Consider the following 18,250-nt stretch of genomic DNA (forward strand, 5'->3'; position numbering starts at 1 on the left):
TTAGGGAACAGAAAGGAGTGACCTAGATGATCACAAAGCAAAATAAAAATGCTACTCGTAAAAAGAGACATTTGCGTGTTCGTCGTACGTTGTTCGGAACTGCTGAACGTCCACGCCTAAATGTTTATCGTTCAAATAAACACATCTATGCTCAGCTTATTGATGATCAAAATGGTGTGACATTAGCAAGTGCATCAACTGTTGATAAAGAATTTAATCTTGAGAGCACTTCTAATATCGAAGCAGCTCAAAAAGTGGGCGAATTGATCGCAAAGCGTGCAACCGAAAATGGTCATAAAGTAGTCGTATTCGATCGTGGAGGATACCTTTACCACGGCCGCATTCAGGCTCTAGCGGATTCTGCACGTGAAAACGGTCTTGAATTTTAATTGTAAAAGGAGGGACAATAATGCTTCAAATTGATCCAAATAAATTGGAACTGGAAGAACGCGTAGTGACAGTCAACCGTGTAGCCAAGGTTGTAAAAGGTGGACGTCGTTTCCGCTTTGCTGCACTAGTGGTTGTTGGAGATAAAAATGGTCATGTTGGATTTGGTACAGGAAAAGCTCAGGAAGTACCAGATGCGATTAGAAAAGCAATTGAAGATGCGAAGAAAAACTTAATTACAGTGCCGATTGTTGGTACAACAATTCCGCACCAAGTTGTTGGAATTTATGGCGCAGGAAACATTTTGTTAAAACCAGCTTCTGAGGGTACAGGAGTAATTGCTGGTGGACCTGTTCGTGCGGTACTTGAGTTAGCAGGAGTAGGCGACATTCTTTCTAAATCTTTAGGTTCTAACACACCAATTAACATGGTTCGCGCAACCGTTAATGGGTTAAAAGAACTTAAGCGTGTAGAAGAAGTTGCGAAGCTTCGCGGTAAGTCAGTAGAGGAATTGTTAGGATAGGGGGGATATGACATTGGCTAAAAAATTAGAAATTACCCTCACTCGTAGCGTAATTGGACGTCCTGAAAACCAACGTGCAACCGTTCAGTCTTTAGGACTACGCAAGATCCATCAAACCGTTGTTCATGATGATACTCCAGCCGTACGCGGCAAAGTAACAAAAGTATCCCATCTTGTATCGGTAAAGGAAGTTTAATAACGAATAGTACTAAGAGGAGGTGCTCGCATGAAACTACATGAATTAAAGCCAGCTGAAGGTGCTCGCAAGGAACGTAACCGTGTAGGACGCGGAATGAGTTCTGGTAACGGTAAAACTTCCGGTCGTGGACATAATGGTCAAAATTCACGTTCTGGTGGAGGAGTTCGCCCTGGGTTTGAAGGGGGTCAAATGCCGTTATTCCAACGATTACCCAAGCGTGGATTTACAAATATTCATCGTAAGGAATACACAGTAGTGAACCTAGAAACATTAAACCGCTTTGAAGATGGTACTGAAGTGACTCCAGAGCTTCTATTGGAGCAAGGTGTTATTAGTAAGCTTCAAGCAGGTATTAAGGTATTAGGCAAGGGTAACCTTGAGAAAAAACTAACTGTTAAAGCTCATAAGTTCTCTGCTTCCGCTAAAGAGGCGATCGAAGTAGCGGGCGGTCAAACTGAGGTGATTTAATGTTCCGTACAATCTCCAATTTTATGCGTGTAGGTGACATTCGACGTAAGATCATTTTTACTTTACTCATGCTTGTCATCTTCCGAATCGGAACGTTTATCCCTGTTCCGTTTACCAACAAAGGCGCGATCGATTTTATGAATGAAAGCAACGTTTTTGGCTTCTTGAATACATTCGGTGGTGGTGCACTTCAACAATTCTCCATATTTGCGATGGGGATTATGCCATACATCACCGCATCCATTATCATGCAGCTATTGCAAATGGATGTTGTGCCGAAGTTTACAGAATGGAAGAAGCAAGGTGAAGTTGGGCGTCGAAAGTTAGCTCAGTTTACCCGCTATGGAACTATAGTACTTGCGTTTGTTCAGGCAATTGGAATGTCCATTGGATTCAATGCACTAACCAATAACACATTGATTGTGAATCCTAATGTTGGCACATATGTGATTATTGCTGTCGTACTAACAAGTGGAACAGCATTTCTAATGTGGCTTGGAGAACAAATTACTGCTCATGGAGTAGGAAATGGAATATCTATCATTATTTTCGGTGGTATTGCGGCAGGCATTCCAAATGGAGCTAATCAGATCTACGCGCAATTCTTTGAAGATCCAGGGGATGCGCTATTCTTAAATATTGTAATTGTTGCCATCCTATTACTAGTCATCTTAGCAGTCATAGTAGGAGTTATCTTTATACAACAAGCATTACGTAAAATTCCTGTCCAATATGCTAAGCGTCTGGTAAATCGTTCACCAGTAGGAGGACACTCTACGCATCTACCTTTAAAAGTAAATGCTGCAGGGGTTATTCCAGTTATCTTTGCGATTTCTTTTATGATTGCCCCAAGAACGATCGCTGGATTTTTTGCTGATTCGGAAATAGGTTCAACTATTGAATATATCTTTGATTATTCACAACCTATAGGAATGCTGATCTACGTAGCACTAATTATTGCATTTACCTATTTCTATACATTTGTTCAGGTTAATCCAGAGCAAATGGCGGAAAATTTAAAGAATCAGGGTGGATATATTCCTGGAATTCGTCCTGGAAAAAACACCGAAACTTATCTGACTCGTGTCATGTACCGCTTAACATTCGTAGGCTCGATTTTCCTAGCAGCAGTATCTGTATTGCCAATAATTTTGGCATCTGTGGCTAATCTGCCACCGGCTGTTCAAATTGGGGGAACTAGCTTACTCATCGTAATTGGTGTAGCACTCGAAACGATGAAGCAGCTTGAGAGTCAGCTTGTAAAGCGTCATTATAAAGGGTTTATTAAACAATAGTCCTGTACGTTATGAAATATGAGAGCGAGGGGAACGTTTTGAATCTAATTCTTATGGGACTTCCGGGGGCCGGAAAAGGAACCCAAGCGGAAAAGATTGTTAAAAAGTACCAAATCCCTCATATCTCAACTGGAGATATGTTCCGAAATGCAATCAAGGAAGGAACAGAACTTGGTTTAAAAGCTAAAGCATTTATGGATCAAGGGGAGCTTGTTCCTGATGAAGTTACAATTGGAATTGTTCGAGAACGTTTGAGCAAAGAGGATTGTAATAAAGGATTTTTACTAGATGGATTCCCGCGAACAACTGCACAGGCAGAAGCGCTAGATGACATTTTAACCGATTTAAATAAAAAATTGGATTTCGTTCTACACATCGATGTTGATATGGATAAATTGGTAGAACGCCTAACAGGTCGACGTATTTGTCCAACTTGCGGTGCTACCTACCATGTTGAATTTAATCCACCAAAAGTGGAAGGAAAGTGTGACCGTGATGGTTCAGACCTTATTCAACGGGAAGATGATAAGCCTGAAACCGTTCGTAAACGCTTGGAAGTGAATGTAGAACAATCCCAACCACTATTGAACTATTACACTCAAAAAGGTTGCTTGGTTACAATAGATGGATATCAAGGAATCGACAAAGTATATGAAGATATCAATGCAAAGCTTGGAGGCTTGCAGTCATGATAATCACGAAAACGCCGCGAGAAATTGAGATTATGCGAAAAGCAGGTGAGATTGTTGCTCTTACTCATCAAGAATTGAAAAAGCATATTCAACCGGGGATAACGACAAAGGAACTGGATGCTATTGCTGATCGATTTATTCGAGGAAGAGATGCAATTCCGTCTTTCAAAGGGTATAATGGTTTTCGCGGCAGCATTTGTGCTTCAGTCAATGAGGAGCTTGTGCATGGTATACCAGGCAGCAGAAAGCTAAAAGATGGTGACATTATTAGCATTGATATAGGTGCTAAGTATAATGGATATCACGGAGATTCTGCTTGGACATATGCAGTTGGTGAAATTGATGAAGAGACTCAAAAACTTCTAGACGTAACGGAGGCTTCTCTTTTTAAAGGATTAGCTGAAGCGAAACCGGGGATGAGGCTCTCAAATATTTCACATGCGATACAGAGTTATGTTGAACCAGAAGGATTTTCAATCGTAAGGGAGTATGTTGGTCACGGGGTAGGGCAAGACTTACATGAGGACCCTCAAATTCCGCACTATGGACCTCCAAATAAAGGTCCAAGATTGAAACCGGGAATGGTTTTAGCAATTGAACCGATGGTTAATGCAGGCGAACGTTATGTAAAAACACTAGCCGATAACTGGACGGTCGTTACTGTTGATGGTAAAATGTGTGCACATTTTGAACACACTATAGCTATTACAGAAGAAGGTTTTGAAATTCTAACAAAAGCCTAAGCGAAGGTGATTATTGTTGAGTGAATCTGAGTCGGGTCCACGAATAGGTCAAATTGTTCGTGTGGTTCAAGGAAGAGAGGCAGATCAATATGCTGTCATTATCAGTATAATTGATAACCGTTTTGTTCTGCTTGCTGACGGAGAGAAACGAAAGTATGATAAGCCGAAGCGTAAAAATCTTCAACATGTTGAACTAACTGATTATATCTCAAGAGAAGTAGAGAATAGCCTTCTGGAAACAGGTCGCGTTACTAATGGAAAACTCCGGTTTGCAATATCAAAATTTGTAGAGAAGTATGTTTCGGTTGAAGAAAGGAGATCAACTTAATGGCGAAAGACGATGTTATTGAAATGGAAGGCACCGTCGTTGAAACCCTGCCTAACGCAATGTTCAAGGTAGAACTTGAAAACGGCCATACCGTGCTCGCCCATGTTTCTGGTAAGATTCGTATGCACTTCATTCGTATTTTACCTGGGGATAAAGTCACGGTTGAACTTTCTCCTTATGATTTAAGCAAAGGTCGTATTACGTATCGTTATAAATAAGGAATTCTCCTAACGAAGGAGGTATGGATGATGAAGGTAAGACCATCAGTAAAGCCAATGTGTGAAAAATGTAAAGTTATTCGTCGTAAAGGAAAAGTAATGGTAATTTGCGAGAATCCAAAACACAAACAAAAACAAGGATAATTGTAATTTAAAAGGAGGTGTACGACTAAATGGCACGTATTGCAGGTGTTGACATTCCGCGTGAAAAGCGCGTTGTCATTTCTTTAACGTACATTTATGGAATTGGAAAAGCTACAGCAAAGCAAATTTTAGCTGAAGCAGGTGTTTCTGAAGATACTCGTGTTCGTGACTTAACAGAAGACGAACTAGGAAACATTCGTAAAGCGGTAGAAAAGCATACAGTTGAAGGAGACCTTCGTCGTGAAGTTTCCCTTAATATTAAGCGTCTAATTGAAATTGGATCATACCGTGGTGTCCGCCATCGTCGTGGACTCCCAGTTCGTGGACAGAAAACAAAGAACAACTCTCGTACACGTAAGGGACCTCGTAGAACGGTAGCTAACAAGAAGAAGTAATAAAGGAGGTAAGTTAATTCATGGCACGTAAAACAAAAGCAACTGCTCGTAAACGTCGTGTAAAAAAGAATATTGAGTCTGGAATAGCTCATATTCGCTCTACATTTAACAATACGATTGTTACTGTTACAGATGTTCAAGGTAACGCGCTAGCATGGAGTAGTGCAGGAGCACTTGGATTTAGAGGTTCTCGTAAATCCACTCCATTCGCTGCTCAAATGGCTGCAGAAGCTGCTGCTAAAAGCTCTATGGAGCATGGGTTAAAGACACTTGAAGTAACAGTAAAAGGACCAGGCGCAGGTCGTGAAGCAGCCATTCGTGCTCTTCAAGCTGCAGGTCTTGAAGTAACAGCCATTAAAGATGTGACACCAGTTCCTCATAATGGTTGCCGCCCACCAAAACGTCGTCGCGTATAAATCGTACCGTATAGAATTTGTCACCCCTGTCTATAATGGGTTATGATAGGCTAATACAGCACGAGATCGCACAAACGAATGGTTGATAACCGTGCAGAATTTGGATCTGCCTACCTGAGGAATTTCGGTTAGACTAGTTCTAATCGAGGTTTCGACGTTTTAAAGGAGGGTTTTATTGGATGATCGAAATTGAAAAGCCGAAAATTGAAATGATTGAGATTAACGATAATGCTTTTTTTGGAAAGTTCGTTATCGAACCACTTGAACGTGGATATGGAACAACATTAGGAAACTCCTTGCGTCGTATCCTTTTATCCTCACTTCCTGGTGCTGCAGTAACAACAGTTCAAATTGATGGGGTTCTTCATGAGTTTTCAACAGTAGAAGGCGTAGTTGAAGATGTAACAACTATTATTTTGAATCTGAAGAAACTGGCTTTAAAGATTTACTCTGATGAGGAGAAAACTTTAGAAATCGATGTACAGGGAGAAGGAACCGTTACAGCTGCTGACATTACCCATGATAGTGATGTAGAAATTTTAAATCCGGATCTCCACATTGCTACCCTTTCTAGTAATGCAAATCTTCGTATGCGTATTACAGCAGAACGTGGTCGCGGGTACCGTCCAGCAGATGGAAACAATAAAGAGGATCAACCAATTGGAGTTATTCCAATTGACTCTATTTTCACACCGGTTTCTCGAGTGACTTACCAAGTAGAAAATACTCGTGTAGGTCAAATTGCAAATTTTGATAAGCTAACGTTGGACGTATGGACAGACGGTAGCATCCGGCCTAAAGAAGCTGTATCCTTAGGAGCTAAAATTTTAAATGAGCATTTAAATATCTTTGTTGGTTTAACTGATGAAGCTCAAAATGCTGAAATTATGGTTGAAAAAGAAGAGGATCAGAAGGAAAAAGTTCTTGAAATGACCATTGAAGAACTTGACTTATCTGTTCGTTCATACAACTGCCTTAAGCGTGCTGGAATTAACACGGTTCAAGAGCTAGCTCATAAGAGCGAAGAGGATATGATGAAAGTTCGTAATCTCGGACGCAAATCTTTGGAAGAGGTTAAGCACAAGCTTGAAGAGCTTGGCTTAGGACTTCGCAAAGAAGAATAATACCTTTTAGAATGATAGAAAAGTGCTCAGCAAAGGAGGGGACTTTAAATGGCACAACGTAAATTAGGTCGTCGTACTGCACCACGTATGGCACTACTTCGTGGTTTAGCAACTGACCTTATTATTCATGAGAGAGTAGAAACAACAGAAGCAAAGGCAAAAGAACTTCGCTCAACTGTTGAAAAAATGATTACACTCGGAAAACGCGGTGACATGCATGCGCGTCGTCAAGCAGCTGCATTTCTATATAATGCAAAGGCTAATGAAGAGGGCGACCAAGATGCGGTTCAAAAGCTGTTTTCAGATGTCGCTCCACGTTATCAAGACCGCCAAGGTGGATACACACGTATCCTGAAAGTAGGCGAACGTCGTGGAGACGGAGCAAAAACGGTGATTATAGAGCTTGTATAATAGACCGGTAGCACGAAAAGGGCAGGACACCAACATACGGTTGATCCCAGCCCTTTTTTTGTATCATTCGTTAATTTTAGATGGATAGTGTAGATGAAACGACAATAATTTTGTTGTTTAGACTATTTGCTTTTTGCTAGCTCCTAATTTATTTCCCCTGTTATTATAGTAAGAAAATAAGGTGTTCATTACCCGGGAAATAGTAAAAGAAGGGACAAAAAAGGTATGGACAAGCCATTAGTTTCATTTAAAGATGTTGAATTCAAGTATAGATCAGACGAGCCTCTAGTGTTGAAAGGGGTTAATTTTACTATTCAACCCAAGGAATGGGTAGCCATTATTGGTCATAACGGATCAGGAAAATCGACAATCGCTAAACTTATGAATGGACTCATTTTTCCCCAAAGTGGTTCTATCCAAGTAGGGGGATTATCCGTGAGTGAGGAGACAATTTGGGATATACGTTCTAAAGTTGGAATGGTATTTCAAAACCCAGATAATCAATTCGTAGGTACAACTGTAAAGGATGACGTAGCCTTCGGATTAGAAAATCGTGGCGTTCCACGACTGGATATGATTCAACGTATTGAAGAAAGTTTAAAAGCTGTAGGGATGGAAGCCTATGCTAATCATGAGCCACATCGACTGTCGGGTGGACAAAAGCAACGTGTGGCAATAGCTAGTGTCATGGCAGTTGCACCAGAAATTGTTATTTTGGATGAAGCAACTGCAATGCTTGATCCAAGAGGCCGAAAGGAAATCTTATCAACGATTCAAAATCTACGTAAAGAGAAAGAACTAGCGGTAGTCACCATTACCCATGACCTTCAAGAAGTAATGCTTGCAGATCGGGTTATTGTCATGAATCAGGGAGAAAAATGGTTAGAGGGAAGTCCAAGAGAGATCTTCTCCAGTTCTAATGAATTAAAAGAAATTGGACTAGATATTCCCTTTGTAACTAAAGTTACTGATGAATTGAGAAATATTGGTGTTACTATTGAGGGAGAACCGTTAAACCATGAGGAATTGGTGGAAAAACTATGGACATTATCTTCGACAAAGTAGGATATACGTATCAACCCAATACACCTTTTGAACATAGGGCTTTAAATGAGGTTAGCTTTCATATTCCCTCAGGAGCTTTCTTTGGTATTATTGGCCATACTGGTTCTGGGAAATCAACCCTTATTCAGCATTTGAATGGTTTATTAAAACCCACGGAAGGTCAAGTTAAGATTGGGGATTTTGTTTTAACTGCAGATGAGAAACCTAAAAACTTAAAAGATCTTCGCCAACGTGTTGGGGTTGTTTTTCAATATCCAGAGCATCAATTATTTGAAGAAACCGTTAAAAAGGACATTGCCTTTGGGCCGAAGAATTTTGGAGTACCTGAGAAACAAATAGAGAATCGAATTTTAGAAGCGATCGAAGCAGTGGGTTTATCAAAAGATTTATTAGATCGCTCACCTTTCGACTTAAGTGGAGGTCAAATGAGGCGTGTGGCAATTGCGGGTGTACTTGCTATGAAACCGAAAATACTCGTTCTAGATGAGCCAACAGCAGGTCTTGATCCACGCGGACACTTTGAAATTATGGAAATGTTCTCCCGGCTTCATAAGGAGCAATCCTTAACGACTGTTTTAGTGACTCACAGTATGGAGGATGCTTTAACTTATACAGATGAGATTCTGATTATGAATCAAGGACAAATGGTGACCACTTCTAAACCACTGGATTTATTTAAAGGGAAAGAATTTTTACGCGAAGTAGGGTTAGATGTTCCAGAAGTTATTGATTTTATAAGATTAGTTGAAACTCGTTTTCAGGTGGAATTTGACTTTGAAAAATATTCGATTCATGAACTAGCCGTTTGGCTTCGTGATGTGGTAGAACGGAGGGCTAATCAATGAATACAGTAATAGGGCAATATGTACCTGGTGATTCATGGATTCATAGGTTAGACCCACGAACTAAAATTTCAGTTGTATTCTTTTTCATTATCATCATTTTTATGGCTAATAACGCCTATACCTATGGACTACTTTCCATTTTTTCTTTATATGCGGCTTTTCTAACGAAAATTCATCCGACATTTATTCTAAAGGGACTAAAGCCTGTTTGGTTTTTAATAGCCTTTACTTTTATCCTTCATTTGCTTGTTACAAAGCAAGGGGATGTGGTTTTTAATCTATTTGGATTTAAAATTTATGATGAAGCCATTTATCAAGGAGTTAGAATTTCTATAAGATTTTTCTTGTTAATTTTAATGACATCCTTGCTAACCTTAACAACTACTCCTATTGAAATTACCGATGCAATAGAAAGCATGCTTCGGCCATTAAAGAAAATTAAATTTCCTGTACACGAACTGGCTTTAATGATGTCTATCTCACTGCGGTTTATACCTACTTTAATGCAGGAAGCAGAAAAAATTTCTCATGCTCAGGCATCAAGAGGAGTTGATTTGGCTTCAGGGCCATTTCGCGAAAGACTAAGAGCTGTTGTACCATTGTTAATCCCCTTATTTGTTAGTGCATTTAAAAGGGCAGAGGAATTGGCGATGGCCATGGAAGCTCGCGGATACCGTGGAGGAGAAGGAAGAACAAGTTTACGTGAACTTGTTCTTAAGAGAAATGATTATCTCTCTATGCTAAGTTTAGTCATTTTATTTATTGCATTACTTATATTGCGCAAATAAGCAGGTGGTTTGTATGAAAAGAATGAAATTCACGATCTCCTATGATGGAACTTTCTTTTCTGGTTACCAGGTTCAGCCTAATGGTAGAACTGTTCAAGAGGAAATAGAAAAGGTTCTAACCAGGATTCATAAAGGGGAGTTTACACGTATTACAGCTTCTGGGAGAACAGATGCGGGAGTACACGCCAAAGGACAAGTCATACATTTTGATACAAAATTAAACATCTCCTCTGATAAGTGGATTCGTGCATTACAATCTATGTTGCCACCAGACATTGTTGTGTTAGATGTAGAAGAAGTTTCCGATAGGTTCCATGCGAGATTTGATGTAATAGAAAAGGAATACAGATATCGAGTGCTCACACGTAACCATCCTGACGTTTTTCGTAGAAATTTTGTCTATCATTACCCTGGAAAATTAAATGAATCTTCCATGCAAGAAGCTTGTCAATTGTTTAAGGGAGAGCATGATTTCTCTTCCTTCTGTGGGAGTAATTCTATGATTAAAGGTGACAAAATAAGGACTATTTTTGACTGCAAATGTGAGGAAATAGAGGATGAGATCGTTTTTATCATTCGTGGAAATGGGTTTTTATATAATATGGTGAGAATCATAGTAGGTACCCTATTAGAAATTGGCAGGGGTGAGTATGGTCCTAGCCAAGTATTAGAAATAATAAAAGCAAAGGATCGACAAGTTGCTGGTAAAACAGCACCAGCACATGGCCTGATTTTGTGGGAAGTGAAGTATTGATAAAAAACAACGTGTCCTGGTGTAACATTTTCTTGACAGGACCCATGTAAGTATTATAATATGATCTATGGCATTTTATTTTTATTTCACGATTAGCCCCGGAAATCTATTCGTGTCGAGATAAAATATAGTTTTTGGAACAATCGAGAATTAGGAGGGAAAACCATGCGCTCAACTTTCATGGCGAATGAAAACAACGTGGAACGTAAGTGGTATGTTGTAGATGCAGAAGGACAAACGCTAGGTCGTCTAGCAAGTGAAATAGCATCTATCCTACGTGGAAAGAACAAGCCAACTTATACACCGCATGTAGATACAGGTGATCATGTAATCATCGTTAATGCATCAAAAATTGAATTAACAGGTAATAAACTACAAGATAAGATTTACTACCGTCACTCCAATCACCCAGGTGGTTTAAAGCAACGTACAGCTGATGAAATGCGTACAAAATACTCAGAGCAAATGCTTGAGTTAGCTATTAAAGGAATGCTTCCAAAGGGTAGCCTTGGACGTGAAATGGCTAAGAAACTTCATGTTTATGCAGGTGCAGAACACAAGCATGAAGCACAAAAACCAGAAGTGTACACACTTCGAGGATAATCTAAAGGAGGTTAAAACGTGGCACAAGTTCAATATATCGGTACTGGACGTCGCAAAAGCTCAGTTGCTCGTGTGCGCTTAGTTCCAGGAACAGGGAAAGTAATCGTTAACGATCGTAGTGCAGAAGACTACTTTCCATATGAAACACTTCGTGTAATCTTAAATCAACCATTAGCTGCAACTGAAACAGAAGGTAGCTATGATGTATATGTAAATGTAACTGGTGGTGGGTTCACTGGCCAAGCTGGTGCAGTTCGTCACGGGATTGCTCGTGCATTGCTTCAAGCAGACCCTGAATATCGTCCAGTATTAAAGCGTGAAGGACTTCTAACTCGTGATGCTCGTATGAAAGAACGTAAGAAATACGGTCTTAAAGCAGCACGTCGTGCACCACAGTTCTCTAAGCGTTAATCGATCGAAGACATTTTATACTCTATCAGACAGACTGGTTAGCCCATCCGAGGTTAACCAGTTTTTTTTACAGATAGGAAGGTATGTAACTTTCCTATCTGCATAAGTGCAACAGACCTGCTTCGGTTTATACGATCTTATTCTTCAAAGTGTTTTCTGCTATTTGTCAAAGCTCAAATTCTTACTTATATGATCAATATGTTATTGTTATGATCATTTTTTATATCCAATGCGCGGAATTCATGAGGTATATGCTCAAATTTTTTGGTTTTATGCACTGCTTTTTTAGTTAAATGCTCAACACTACTTCTGTATGCTCAAATCGTTATTTGTACGTTCAACTTTTAGTCCTTATGCTAAACTTTACCTTCCCTTTCCAACTTTTATGGTCAACTTTCAAAGGTAAAGTGCAGTTTCTCATATTCCTTGCGCAGATATACTCCTATAAGCTCACTACATCCTCTTTCAGGGTAATCTTCCATATTGTATGCTCAGTTTTTAGAGAGAAAAATTTTCGGCTTACAAGTTTATCTCTCCTCAAAAAAAGACATCCTGTAAAGGAGCTTGTCATATTAAGAAATCTTGTCCCATATAGTATTAGGGAAGAACAAGGGGGAGCGTAATATGAAAAAGAAATGGATATACCATGGAGGATGGATATTAGGGACTTTATTGGTTATTTACTTAATATCCACTCAAGCCAATGCAAAATCCACTTGGGGGACATGGTCATTACCTTTGTCAGGTAAAATTATCGTAATAGATGCTGGTCACGGGTTTCCTGATGGTGGGGCCGAGGCGCATGATCCAGAGAATACCCAAGAAAGCGAAATTACTCTAAAGATATCTAAGATTTTAAGAGACTATTTACAAGAAGCGGGAGCCCTTGTATATATGACCCGTGAAACAGAGAACGATCTTGCCTCTCCAAACACAAGTGGATACTCTAAAAGGAAGGCAGAGGATATTAGGAAACGTGTAGATATGATTAAAGAATGGGATCCGAATTTCTATGTGAGTATCCATTTAAATGCATCTACATCCCCTGAGTGGCGAGGAGCACAGACCTTTTATTATCCAGGAGTAGATAACAGTGAAAAACTGGCAAAGCGAATTCAAAGTGAGATTAAAAGGAATTTAGAAAATACCAACCGTGAAACACTCGCTACGAACGGAATCTATATTTTGAAACAAACAAATATTCCAGGTGCTCTAGTGGAAGTGGGATTTCTTTCTAACAACCATGAAAGAGAATTATTAAAAACAGGAGAATATCAAGATAAGATGGCTGCCTCCATCTACCAAGGGATTTTACGATATGTAACAGAAGTTGAATCATCAAAAAACGAAAATTAAGTGAACATGATTTAAATCACTAAGTTCATAATTGAAGTGTGTTATACTATCCATAATAAACGTCATATAAGGATGGTGAATAACATGATAACAAAAGAACAGGTACTTGAATTACTTCATCCAATAAACGATCCGTTTTTAAATAAAACGCTTGAGGAAACTGGTGGGGTTCAGGAAGTAACTATTAAAGAAGAAAAAAATCATGTAAGTGTTAAAATAGGAATCGCACAAGTTAATACTGCTGAACAGATGCAGCTTCAACAACAGATTGTGTCCATTCTAAAAAATGCTGGTGCAGCTACTGTTGGCCTGCGTTTTGCCCAATTGCCGCAAGATGTGATTGAAAAATACGCTCCTCAACCAAAAGAAGATGCTTCATCACTATTAGATGGTAACGTTTCAACCAGATTTGTAGCAATAGCAAGTGGTAAGGGTGGAGTAGGAAAATCTACCGTTACAGTAAACCTCGCTGTAGCTTTAGCTCGTTTAGGTAAAAAGGTTGGGATCATTGATGCCGACATTTATGGTTTTAGTGTTCCTGATATGATGGGAATTGAGGAAAGACCTGTCGTGCGTGGTGAACGTATTATACCAGTGGAGCGTTTTAGTATAAAAGTTATTTCTATGGGATTTTTTGTAGAGGACAACTCCCCTATTATATGGAGAGGACCAATGCTTGGTAAAATGCTAAATAGCTTCTTTAAAGAAGTGGAGTGGGGAGAATTAGATTACCTACTTTTAGACCTGCCTCCTGGAACAGGTGATGTGGCGCTAGACGTCCATTCTATGCTGCCTTCTTTTAAAGAAATCATTGTCACAACTCCTCATCCGACCGCAGCCTTCGTTGCAGCAAGAGCAGGACAAATGGCATTAAAGACAGAGCATGAAATTCTAGGTGTGGTGGAAAATATGTCCTATTTTGAAAGTAAGGTAACTGGAGAAAAGGAATATGTTTTTGGAAAAGGCGGAGGTCAGAAGCTTGCTGATGAGCTTCAAACTGAAGTGCTTGGACAACTTCCATTACAACAGCCTTATGAAGAAGAAGGCATATTTGCACCTTCTGTTTATCAAGAAGATCATCCAACAGGAAAAATATTTAATAAAATTGCAGAAAAAATAATTGAGCAGTATTAAAAAAAGCGCCATCGCTCTTCGAAACAAGAAAAGCACTTGTTTCTTCGTAGTAGCTCTATGCAGCTTTCCTTACTCGGGGCAAAAACTTCGAAGATAACGGAGGAAGCTTTTTCGCTGGAGTTAGACAGATTTTTTACTTTCTTATCTTGAAAAAAAACGGAGGGTTTACCTCCGTTTTTTTATTGGCCTCCGCCTCCGCCATCACCTTCTCCACCACCACTTTCTCCACCGCCAGAACCTTGTTCACCGCCGCCTGATTGCCCACCTTGTCCGCCGCTTTTCTGCATTTCTTCTGCTGCTTTCAATAGTATGTCGGAAATTTTGGCTTTAAAAACAGGGCTTTCAAAGGTTTCTGTTACTACTTTTTCTAAATGACTGCGGAACTCTTGGCTCTTCACAATCTTTGTTATTTGTTCCATCATTTGTGGATCCTGGAGAATTTCTAACATTTTGGCTTGATACTCAGAATCGTTCATCAAATCTTTCATCATCTTCTGCTGATCTTCTTCAGTGGATTTGATAAAAGTCTTAACAAACTCAGGATCTTCAAATAATTTCTTCCAAAATTCCTTTCCTTTATCAGACTGCAGAGAGGCCTCTATTGATTCTTTTACTGTAATGGAATCCATTACGAGCATTTGTTGCATCTTCTCATCAGCCATTACTTCCTGAATGGCCTTTTTTCCATCATCTGTTTTGAGCAGATCTACCACCATTTTTTTGGTTTCTTCATAGTTCGCTTCTTCACTAGCGCCAGAAGGATTACCGGAACAACCGGTAAAAACTAAAAAAAATAGGGTGGTAAAAACGATTACGATGCGTGCACCCATCATTTTTACTCCTTTCTACTTGAACTGCTACTACGTTTAATTTTAGTTTTAGAACGGAAAATATGCACTGAAAGAGGAAATTTCATATCGTTCATGTTAAAATACATGTGGATATTGATTATAGGAGGAACCATTTTGACGAGCCAAAAATGGGTACGTTTATTTTTTACAACGCTTTTTCTCGGGGGAGGAGTTACACTTCTAACCAGTTTTTTTGTAAAGAGTTCTGATTATTTGGTTGCTATAGAAGATGGTGACTATTTAAAGCTTTTAGGAACGCTTTTATATTTTATATTTTTAGGTCTAATCTTTAGTTTAGTTAGCCAAATGGGCTTTTTTGCCTATTTAACCGTTCACCAATTTGGGTTAGGAATGTTTCGGAAACTATGGAGTCCTGTGCAAATTCTAATTATTGCCTTTACTTTGTTTGATTTAAGTTATTTCCGATATAACCGCTTTGCAAATGAAGGGGATGCATGGAGTTCTTATGTTGTTGTTCCGATAGTGCTGCTGATCTTTGGCTTATTAGTTTCATATGTAAAAACAAAAGAAACAAATCGTAATGCATTTATTCCTGCCCTGTTTTTTATGGTAACAGTAACATCAATTGAATGGGTTCCTGCCATTCGGACAAATAATTCTGATTCCATGATGCTCATGCTAGTTACTTTATTAACCTGTAACACATACCAGCTACTACTTCTTCATAGAATCAATAAAGATAAGAAGCAATAATGAACTTTAAAAGCTCGCCAAGAAAGGCGAGCTTTTAAATGGTATAAAATATAATAGTTATTAGTCATTAATCTCACTAGAATTAGATTCTGCCTGGGATAAATAATGGCTAATAGGAACAAAGGATAGTTTCTTTTGCTTTAGAATGGGAATCATTTCATTTAAGGCTTTATCGGTGTATTTTACGGTGTCAGAAGCATGAAGTAATATTATATCTCCTCCTTTAACCTCTGATACGACTGTATCCACAATGGCACTAGTTCCAGGATTACGCCAATCCTCTGTATTTAAGCTCCAGTGGATAACTTTAAATCCTAATTGCTCTGCCAAGGTTAAAATCTCCTTGTTAAAATGACCATTTGGAGGTCGAACCATAGTTATATCATCGTATCCTAACTTTTTAAAAACTTCCTTTGCGTAGAGTAAATCTTTTCTAACTTGATCTTTTTCCATCTTTACATAGCTCTTATACCTATAGCCGAGCATTCCTAACTCATGCTTGTCTTCAATAATAGCTTCTAATAAATCAGGATGACGTTCCGCCCATTCTCCACTAACGAAAAAGGTAGCTTTGACGCCATGCTTGTTTAATGTTTCTAGAATGTCAAGAACACGCTCTTGCCCCCAAGTTATGTTAAAGGTAAGGGCAATTTCGTTTTCATCTTGTCCACTTTTTAATAAAGCCCTCGGTTCCTCGTCTGAAGAAAATACGGAGTAAGCTCCAGATGTTTCAAAAAATAAATATAATGCTGAGAACAGGGAGGCAATCACAACTACCATCCACATTTTCCAGCGATTCCAACGAAAAGTATAAAAATGAGCCATAGTTTTGTTCTTTCTCCCTTCGTACAAGCTTACATACTGTAATATATTCATGTGGAAGGAGAGATATGTCCTACATGGAAAAAAATACTTACCTCCTTTTCATACCGCTACTTCATAAACTTTTGAAAACTGGTTAGAATGAAAAAGAATCTATCAAGGAAGAGGTGAAAGAGGTTGATCGGTTTTTTGATTCAAGATATGGAAAAACAAGAAGTTGAATACTTATTAAAAAGAGAAATGGATGAATTATTATTTGATTTGCAGGATTCAAGGATAGATCACCTCGTAAAACAAGCTATGGTCGAACGATATGAAGTATTGTTTGGGCTTTTTAAACGAGTCGCCTCCAATAAAGAATGTATTCGATATATGCTTCCTAAACAAAAACAACAGAGAAGATAGGATTCAAAAAAAGATTGTGATATAGTTTGATTGGAAACAATCAGACAAGGAGTGTTAGAATGTGCGTAGTATAGAAGCGGTAATTTTTGACCTAGATGGTGTCATAACTGATACAGCAGAGTACCATTATTTAGCCTGGAAGCAACTAGCTGAAGAGTTAGGTGTTTCTTTTGATCGTGAGACTAATGAAAGTTTAAAAGGGATAGGAAGAATGGAATCTCTTGAACTCATACTACAAAAAGGAAATATTCAAATGTCTCAAGAGAAAAAAGAAGAACTAGCAACAAAAAAGAATGATCATTACAAAACCTTTATTCAAAAAATCAGTCCAGATGATTTATTGCCGGGTATTCTCTCTTTCCTTCAAGAACTAAAGCGAGAAGGAATTAAAACAGGACTAGCATCAGCTAGTAAAAATGCACATACAGTCATCGAACAATTAGAGGTAGGTTCATACTTAGATACCATTGTAGATGCTGCCACAGTAAAACAAGGAAAACCAAACCCCGAGGTCTTCCTTCGTGCTGCAGAACAATTGGGAGTAAATGCTGATAATTGTGTAGGAGTAGAAGATGCTGAAGCTGGTGTTCAGGCTATTAAGTCAGCCAATATGTATGCCGTGGGTGTTGGAAGTGCTACGTCTCTGCACCAGGCAGATTGGATCATTGACACTACTGAAAAGTTAACTTTGACTGAATTAAGAAAGCATGCGTTGAAAGATTAATGGTTAGTATAAAAGACTGTCGATTTTTTTCGGCGGTTTTTTTACTATGTGATTGCAATGGATGTAGGGAGAAACTATTTCATTAAATGGTGTTTTAGATTTATCTTAAGGATCATTAAACAGCATTTCATCATTGAATTCTGATAGTATGCTTTGTGTAGAAACTTAATGATTTTTTAATAAACACAGGTGTAAAATGAAAGATTTTAGGGAATATAAAATGGAGCTTGTCCATTAAAGCAAAATAATTAAATTTTTTAAAGGATAGTGTTGAAAAAGGTAAAATTCTATGCTATATTAATTTTTGTTGTCGGCAAGAAAAAATGATTCAAAAAACTTCTTGACCAAAAATATTCAGTATGTTATGATATATCTTGTCGCTAAAAACGGCATAAGAAATTTGAACCTTGAAAACTAAATAAAACAACCTGTTAA

General features: G+C 38.6%; 26 protein-coding genes and 1 pseudogene. 25 read left to right on the forward strand and 2 right to left on the reverse strand.

All coding sequences use genetic code 11. The annotated features are described in order from the left end of the window. The first annotated feature begins 26 nt into the window (after positions 1 to 26). The 22 genes and pseudogenes from rplR (at position 27) to RZN25_07405 (ending at position 14,299) form a co-directional block, all read left to right on the forward strand. Positions 27 to 389, forward strand: coding sequence for a 50S ribosomal protein L18 (gene rplR, locus RZN25_07300; GenBank protein MEQ6376633.1), 363 nt, complete (start codon positions 27 to 29; stop codon positions 387 to 389). Positions 390 to 409: 20 nt separating this feature from the next. Beyond that, positions 410 to 910, forward strand: coding sequence for a 30S ribosomal protein S5 (gene rpsE / locus RZN25_07305; GenBank protein ID MEQ6376634.1), 501 nt, complete (start codon positions 410 to 412; stop codon positions 908 to 910). 13 nt (positions 911 to 923) lie between these two features. Next, entirely contained in the window at positions 924 to 1,106 is a 183-nt protein-coding gene (gene rpmD / locus RZN25_07310) for a 50S ribosomal protein L30 (protein MEQ6376635.1), read from the forward strand. A gap of 30 nt (positions 1,107 to 1,136) precedes the next feature. Next, complete coding sequence (gene rplO / locus RZN25_07315) at positions 1,137 to 1,577, forward strand: 50S ribosomal protein L15 (protein MEQ6376636.1); 441 nt, start codon at positions 1,137 to 1,139, stop codon at positions 1,575 to 1,577. Next, positions 1,577 to 2,872: a preprotein translocase subunit SecY gene (gene secY, locus RZN25_07320; protein MEQ6376637.1), complete on the forward strand. Its 1,296-nt coding sequence runs from the start codon at positions 1,577 to 1,579 to the stop codon at positions 2,870 to 2,872. The genes rplO and secY overlap by 1 nt, the downstream gene beginning before the upstream one ends. Positions 2,873 to 2,910: 38 nt before the next feature. Then, positions 2,911 to 3,564, forward strand: a complete 654-nt coding sequence (locus RZN25_07325; GenBank protein ID MEQ6376638.1) for an adenylate kinase — start codon at positions 2,911 to 2,913, stop codon at positions 3,562 to 3,564. After that, on the forward strand, positions 3,561 to 4,307 hold the full coding sequence (gene map, locus RZN25_07330) for a type I methionyl aminopeptidase (protein ID MEQ6376639.1): 747 nt from the start codon (positions 3,561 to 3,563) through the stop codon (positions 4,305 to 4,307). The genes RZN25_07325 and map overlap by 4 nt, the downstream gene beginning before the upstream one ends. Positions 4,308 to 4,323: 16 nt before the next feature. Then, a pseudogene (locus RZN25_07335) lies at positions 4,324 to 4,657 on the forward strand (KOW domain-containing RNA-binding protein). Beyond that, positions 4,635 to 4,853: a translation initiation factor IF-1 gene (infA, locus tag RZN25_07340; protein ID MEQ6376640.1), complete on the forward strand. Its 219-nt coding sequence runs from the start codon at positions 4,635 to 4,637 to the stop codon at positions 4,851 to 4,853. The pseudogene RZN25_07335 and the gene infA overlap by 23 nt, the downstream one beginning before the upstream one ends. A gap of 30 nt (positions 4,854 to 4,883) precedes the next feature. Continuing rightward, complete coding sequence (gene rpmJ / locus RZN25_07345) at positions 4,884 to 4,997, forward strand: 50S ribosomal protein L36 (GenBank protein ID MEQ6376641.1); 114 nt, start codon at positions 4,884 to 4,886, stop codon at positions 4,995 to 4,997. 29 nt (positions 4,998 to 5,026) lie between these two features. Beyond that, positions 5,027 to 5,392, forward strand: a complete 366-nt coding sequence (gene rpsM, locus RZN25_07350) for a 30S ribosomal protein S13 (GenBank protein MEQ6376642.1) — start codon at positions 5,027 to 5,029, stop codon at positions 5,390 to 5,392. Between the two features lie 20 nt (positions 5,393 to 5,412). Continuing rightward, a complete protein-coding gene (gene rpsK, locus RZN25_07355; protein ID MEQ6376643.1) occupies positions 5,413 to 5,808 on the forward strand; it encodes a 30S ribosomal protein S11 in 396 nt (131 codons plus the stop codon). A gap of 179 nt (positions 5,809 to 5,987) precedes the next feature. Then, on the forward strand, positions 5,988 to 6,932 hold the full coding sequence (locus RZN25_07360) for a DNA-directed RNA polymerase subunit alpha (GenBank protein MEQ6376644.1): 945 nt from the start codon (positions 5,988 to 5,990) through the stop codon (positions 6,930 to 6,932). A 48-nt stretch (positions 6,933 to 6,980) separates the two neighbouring features. Further along, the gene (gene rplQ, locus RZN25_07365) at positions 6,981 to 7,343 is read left to right on the forward strand and encodes a 50S ribosomal protein L17 (GenBank protein ID MEQ6376645.1); all 363 of its coding nucleotides are present in this window, start codon (positions 6,981 to 6,983) and stop codon (positions 7,341 to 7,343) included. Between the two features lie 225 nt (positions 7,344 to 7,568). Next, a complete protein-coding gene (locus RZN25_07370; GenBank protein ID MEQ6376646.1) occupies positions 7,569 to 8,408 on the forward strand; it encodes an energy-coupling factor ABC transporter ATP-binding protein in 840 nt (279 codons plus the stop codon). Beyond that, positions 8,384 to 9,253, forward strand: a complete 870-nt coding sequence (locus RZN25_07375; protein ID MEQ6376647.1) for an energy-coupling factor ABC transporter ATP-binding protein — start codon at positions 8,384 to 8,386, stop codon at positions 9,251 to 9,253. Before RZN25_07370 ends, RZN25_07375 begins: the two co-directional genes overlap by 25 nt. Then, on the forward strand, positions 9,250 to 10,041 hold the full coding sequence (locus RZN25_07380) for an energy-coupling factor transporter transmembrane protein EcfT (GenBank protein ID MEQ6376648.1): 792 nt from the start codon (positions 9,250 to 9,252) through the stop codon (positions 10,039 to 10,041). Before RZN25_07375 ends, RZN25_07380 begins: the two co-directional genes overlap by 4 nt. Before the next feature lie 13 nt (positions 10,042 to 10,054). Then, a complete protein-coding gene (gene truA, locus RZN25_07385; GenBank protein ID MEQ6376649.1) occupies positions 10,055 to 10,795 on the forward strand; it encodes a tRNA pseudouridine(38-40) synthase TruA in 741 nt (246 codons plus the stop codon). A 165-nt stretch (positions 10,796 to 10,960) separates the two neighbouring features. Beyond that, positions 10,961 to 11,398 carry a 50S ribosomal protein L13 gene (gene rplM, locus RZN25_07390; GenBank protein MEQ6376650.1) on the forward strand — a complete coding sequence of 146 codons (438 nt, stop codon included), beginning with the start codon at positions 10,961 to 10,963 and terminating at the stop codon, positions 11,396 to 11,398. 18 nt (positions 11,399 to 11,416) lie between these two features. After that, on the forward strand, positions 11,417 to 11,809 hold the full coding sequence (gene rpsI / locus RZN25_07395; protein MEQ6376651.1) for a 30S ribosomal protein S9: 393 nt from the start codon (positions 11,417 to 11,419) through the stop codon (positions 11,807 to 11,809). A 624-nt stretch (positions 11,810 to 12,433) separates the two neighbouring features. Further along, entirely contained in the window at positions 12,434 to 13,165 is a 732-nt protein-coding gene (cwlD, locus tag RZN25_07400) for an N-acetylmuramoyl-L-alanine amidase CwlD (protein ID MEQ6376652.1), read from the forward strand. A gap of 84 nt (positions 13,166 to 13,249) precedes the next feature. Continuing rightward, positions 13,250 to 14,299 carry an Mrp/NBP35 family ATP-binding protein gene (locus RZN25_07405; protein ID MEQ6376653.1) on the forward strand — a complete coding sequence of 350 codons (1,050 nt, stop codon included), beginning with the start codon at positions 13,250 to 13,252 and terminating at the stop codon, positions 14,297 to 14,299. Between the two features lie 179 nt (positions 14,300 to 14,478). On the opposite strand, the gene gerD is transcribed toward RZN25_07405, so the two are convergent. Then, on the reverse strand, positions 14,479 to 15,129 hold the full coding sequence (gene gerD / locus RZN25_07410; GenBank protein MEQ6376654.1) for a spore germination lipoprotein GerD: 651 nt from the start codon (positions 15,127 to 15,129) through the stop codon (positions 14,479 to 14,481). 135 nt (positions 15,130 to 15,264) lie between these two features. On the opposite strand from gerD, the gene RZN25_07415 reads away from it, so the two are divergent. Continuing rightward, positions 15,265 to 15,864, forward strand: coding sequence for a KinB-signaling pathway activation protein (locus RZN25_07415; GenBank protein ID MEQ6376655.1), 600 nt, complete (start codon positions 15,265 to 15,267; stop codon positions 15,862 to 15,864). A 60-nt stretch (positions 15,865 to 15,924) separates the two neighbouring features. On the opposite strand, the gene pdaB is transcribed toward RZN25_07415, so the two are convergent. Further along, entirely contained in the window at positions 15,925 to 16,689 is a 765-nt protein-coding gene (gene pdaB, locus RZN25_07420) for a polysaccharide deacetylase family sporulation protein PdaB (protein ID MEQ6376656.1), read from the reverse strand. 174 nt (positions 16,690 to 16,863) lie between these two features. Here pdaB and RZN25_07425 point away from each other — a divergent pair, with 174 nt between their 5' ends. Both RZN25_07425 and pgmB read left to right on the forward strand, forming a co-directional pair. Next, the gene (locus tag RZN25_07425) at positions 16,864 to 17,091 is read left to right on the forward strand and encodes a hypothetical protein (GenBank protein MEQ6376657.1); all 228 of its coding nucleotides are present in this window, start codon (positions 16,864 to 16,866) and stop codon (positions 17,089 to 17,091) included. Positions 17,092 to 17,152: 61 nt separating this feature from the next. Beyond that, positions 17,153 to 17,815: a beta-phosphoglucomutase gene (gene pgmB, locus RZN25_07430; GenBank protein ID MEQ6376658.1), complete on the forward strand. Its 663-nt coding sequence runs from the start codon at positions 17,153 to 17,155 to the stop codon at positions 17,813 to 17,815. Positions 17,816 to 18,250 lie beyond the last annotated feature (435 nt).

Source organism: Bacillaceae bacterium S4-13-56 (assembly GCA_040191315.1).
Classification (GTDB): domain Bacteria; phylum Bacillota; class Bacilli; order Bacillales; family JAWJLM01; genus JAWJLM01.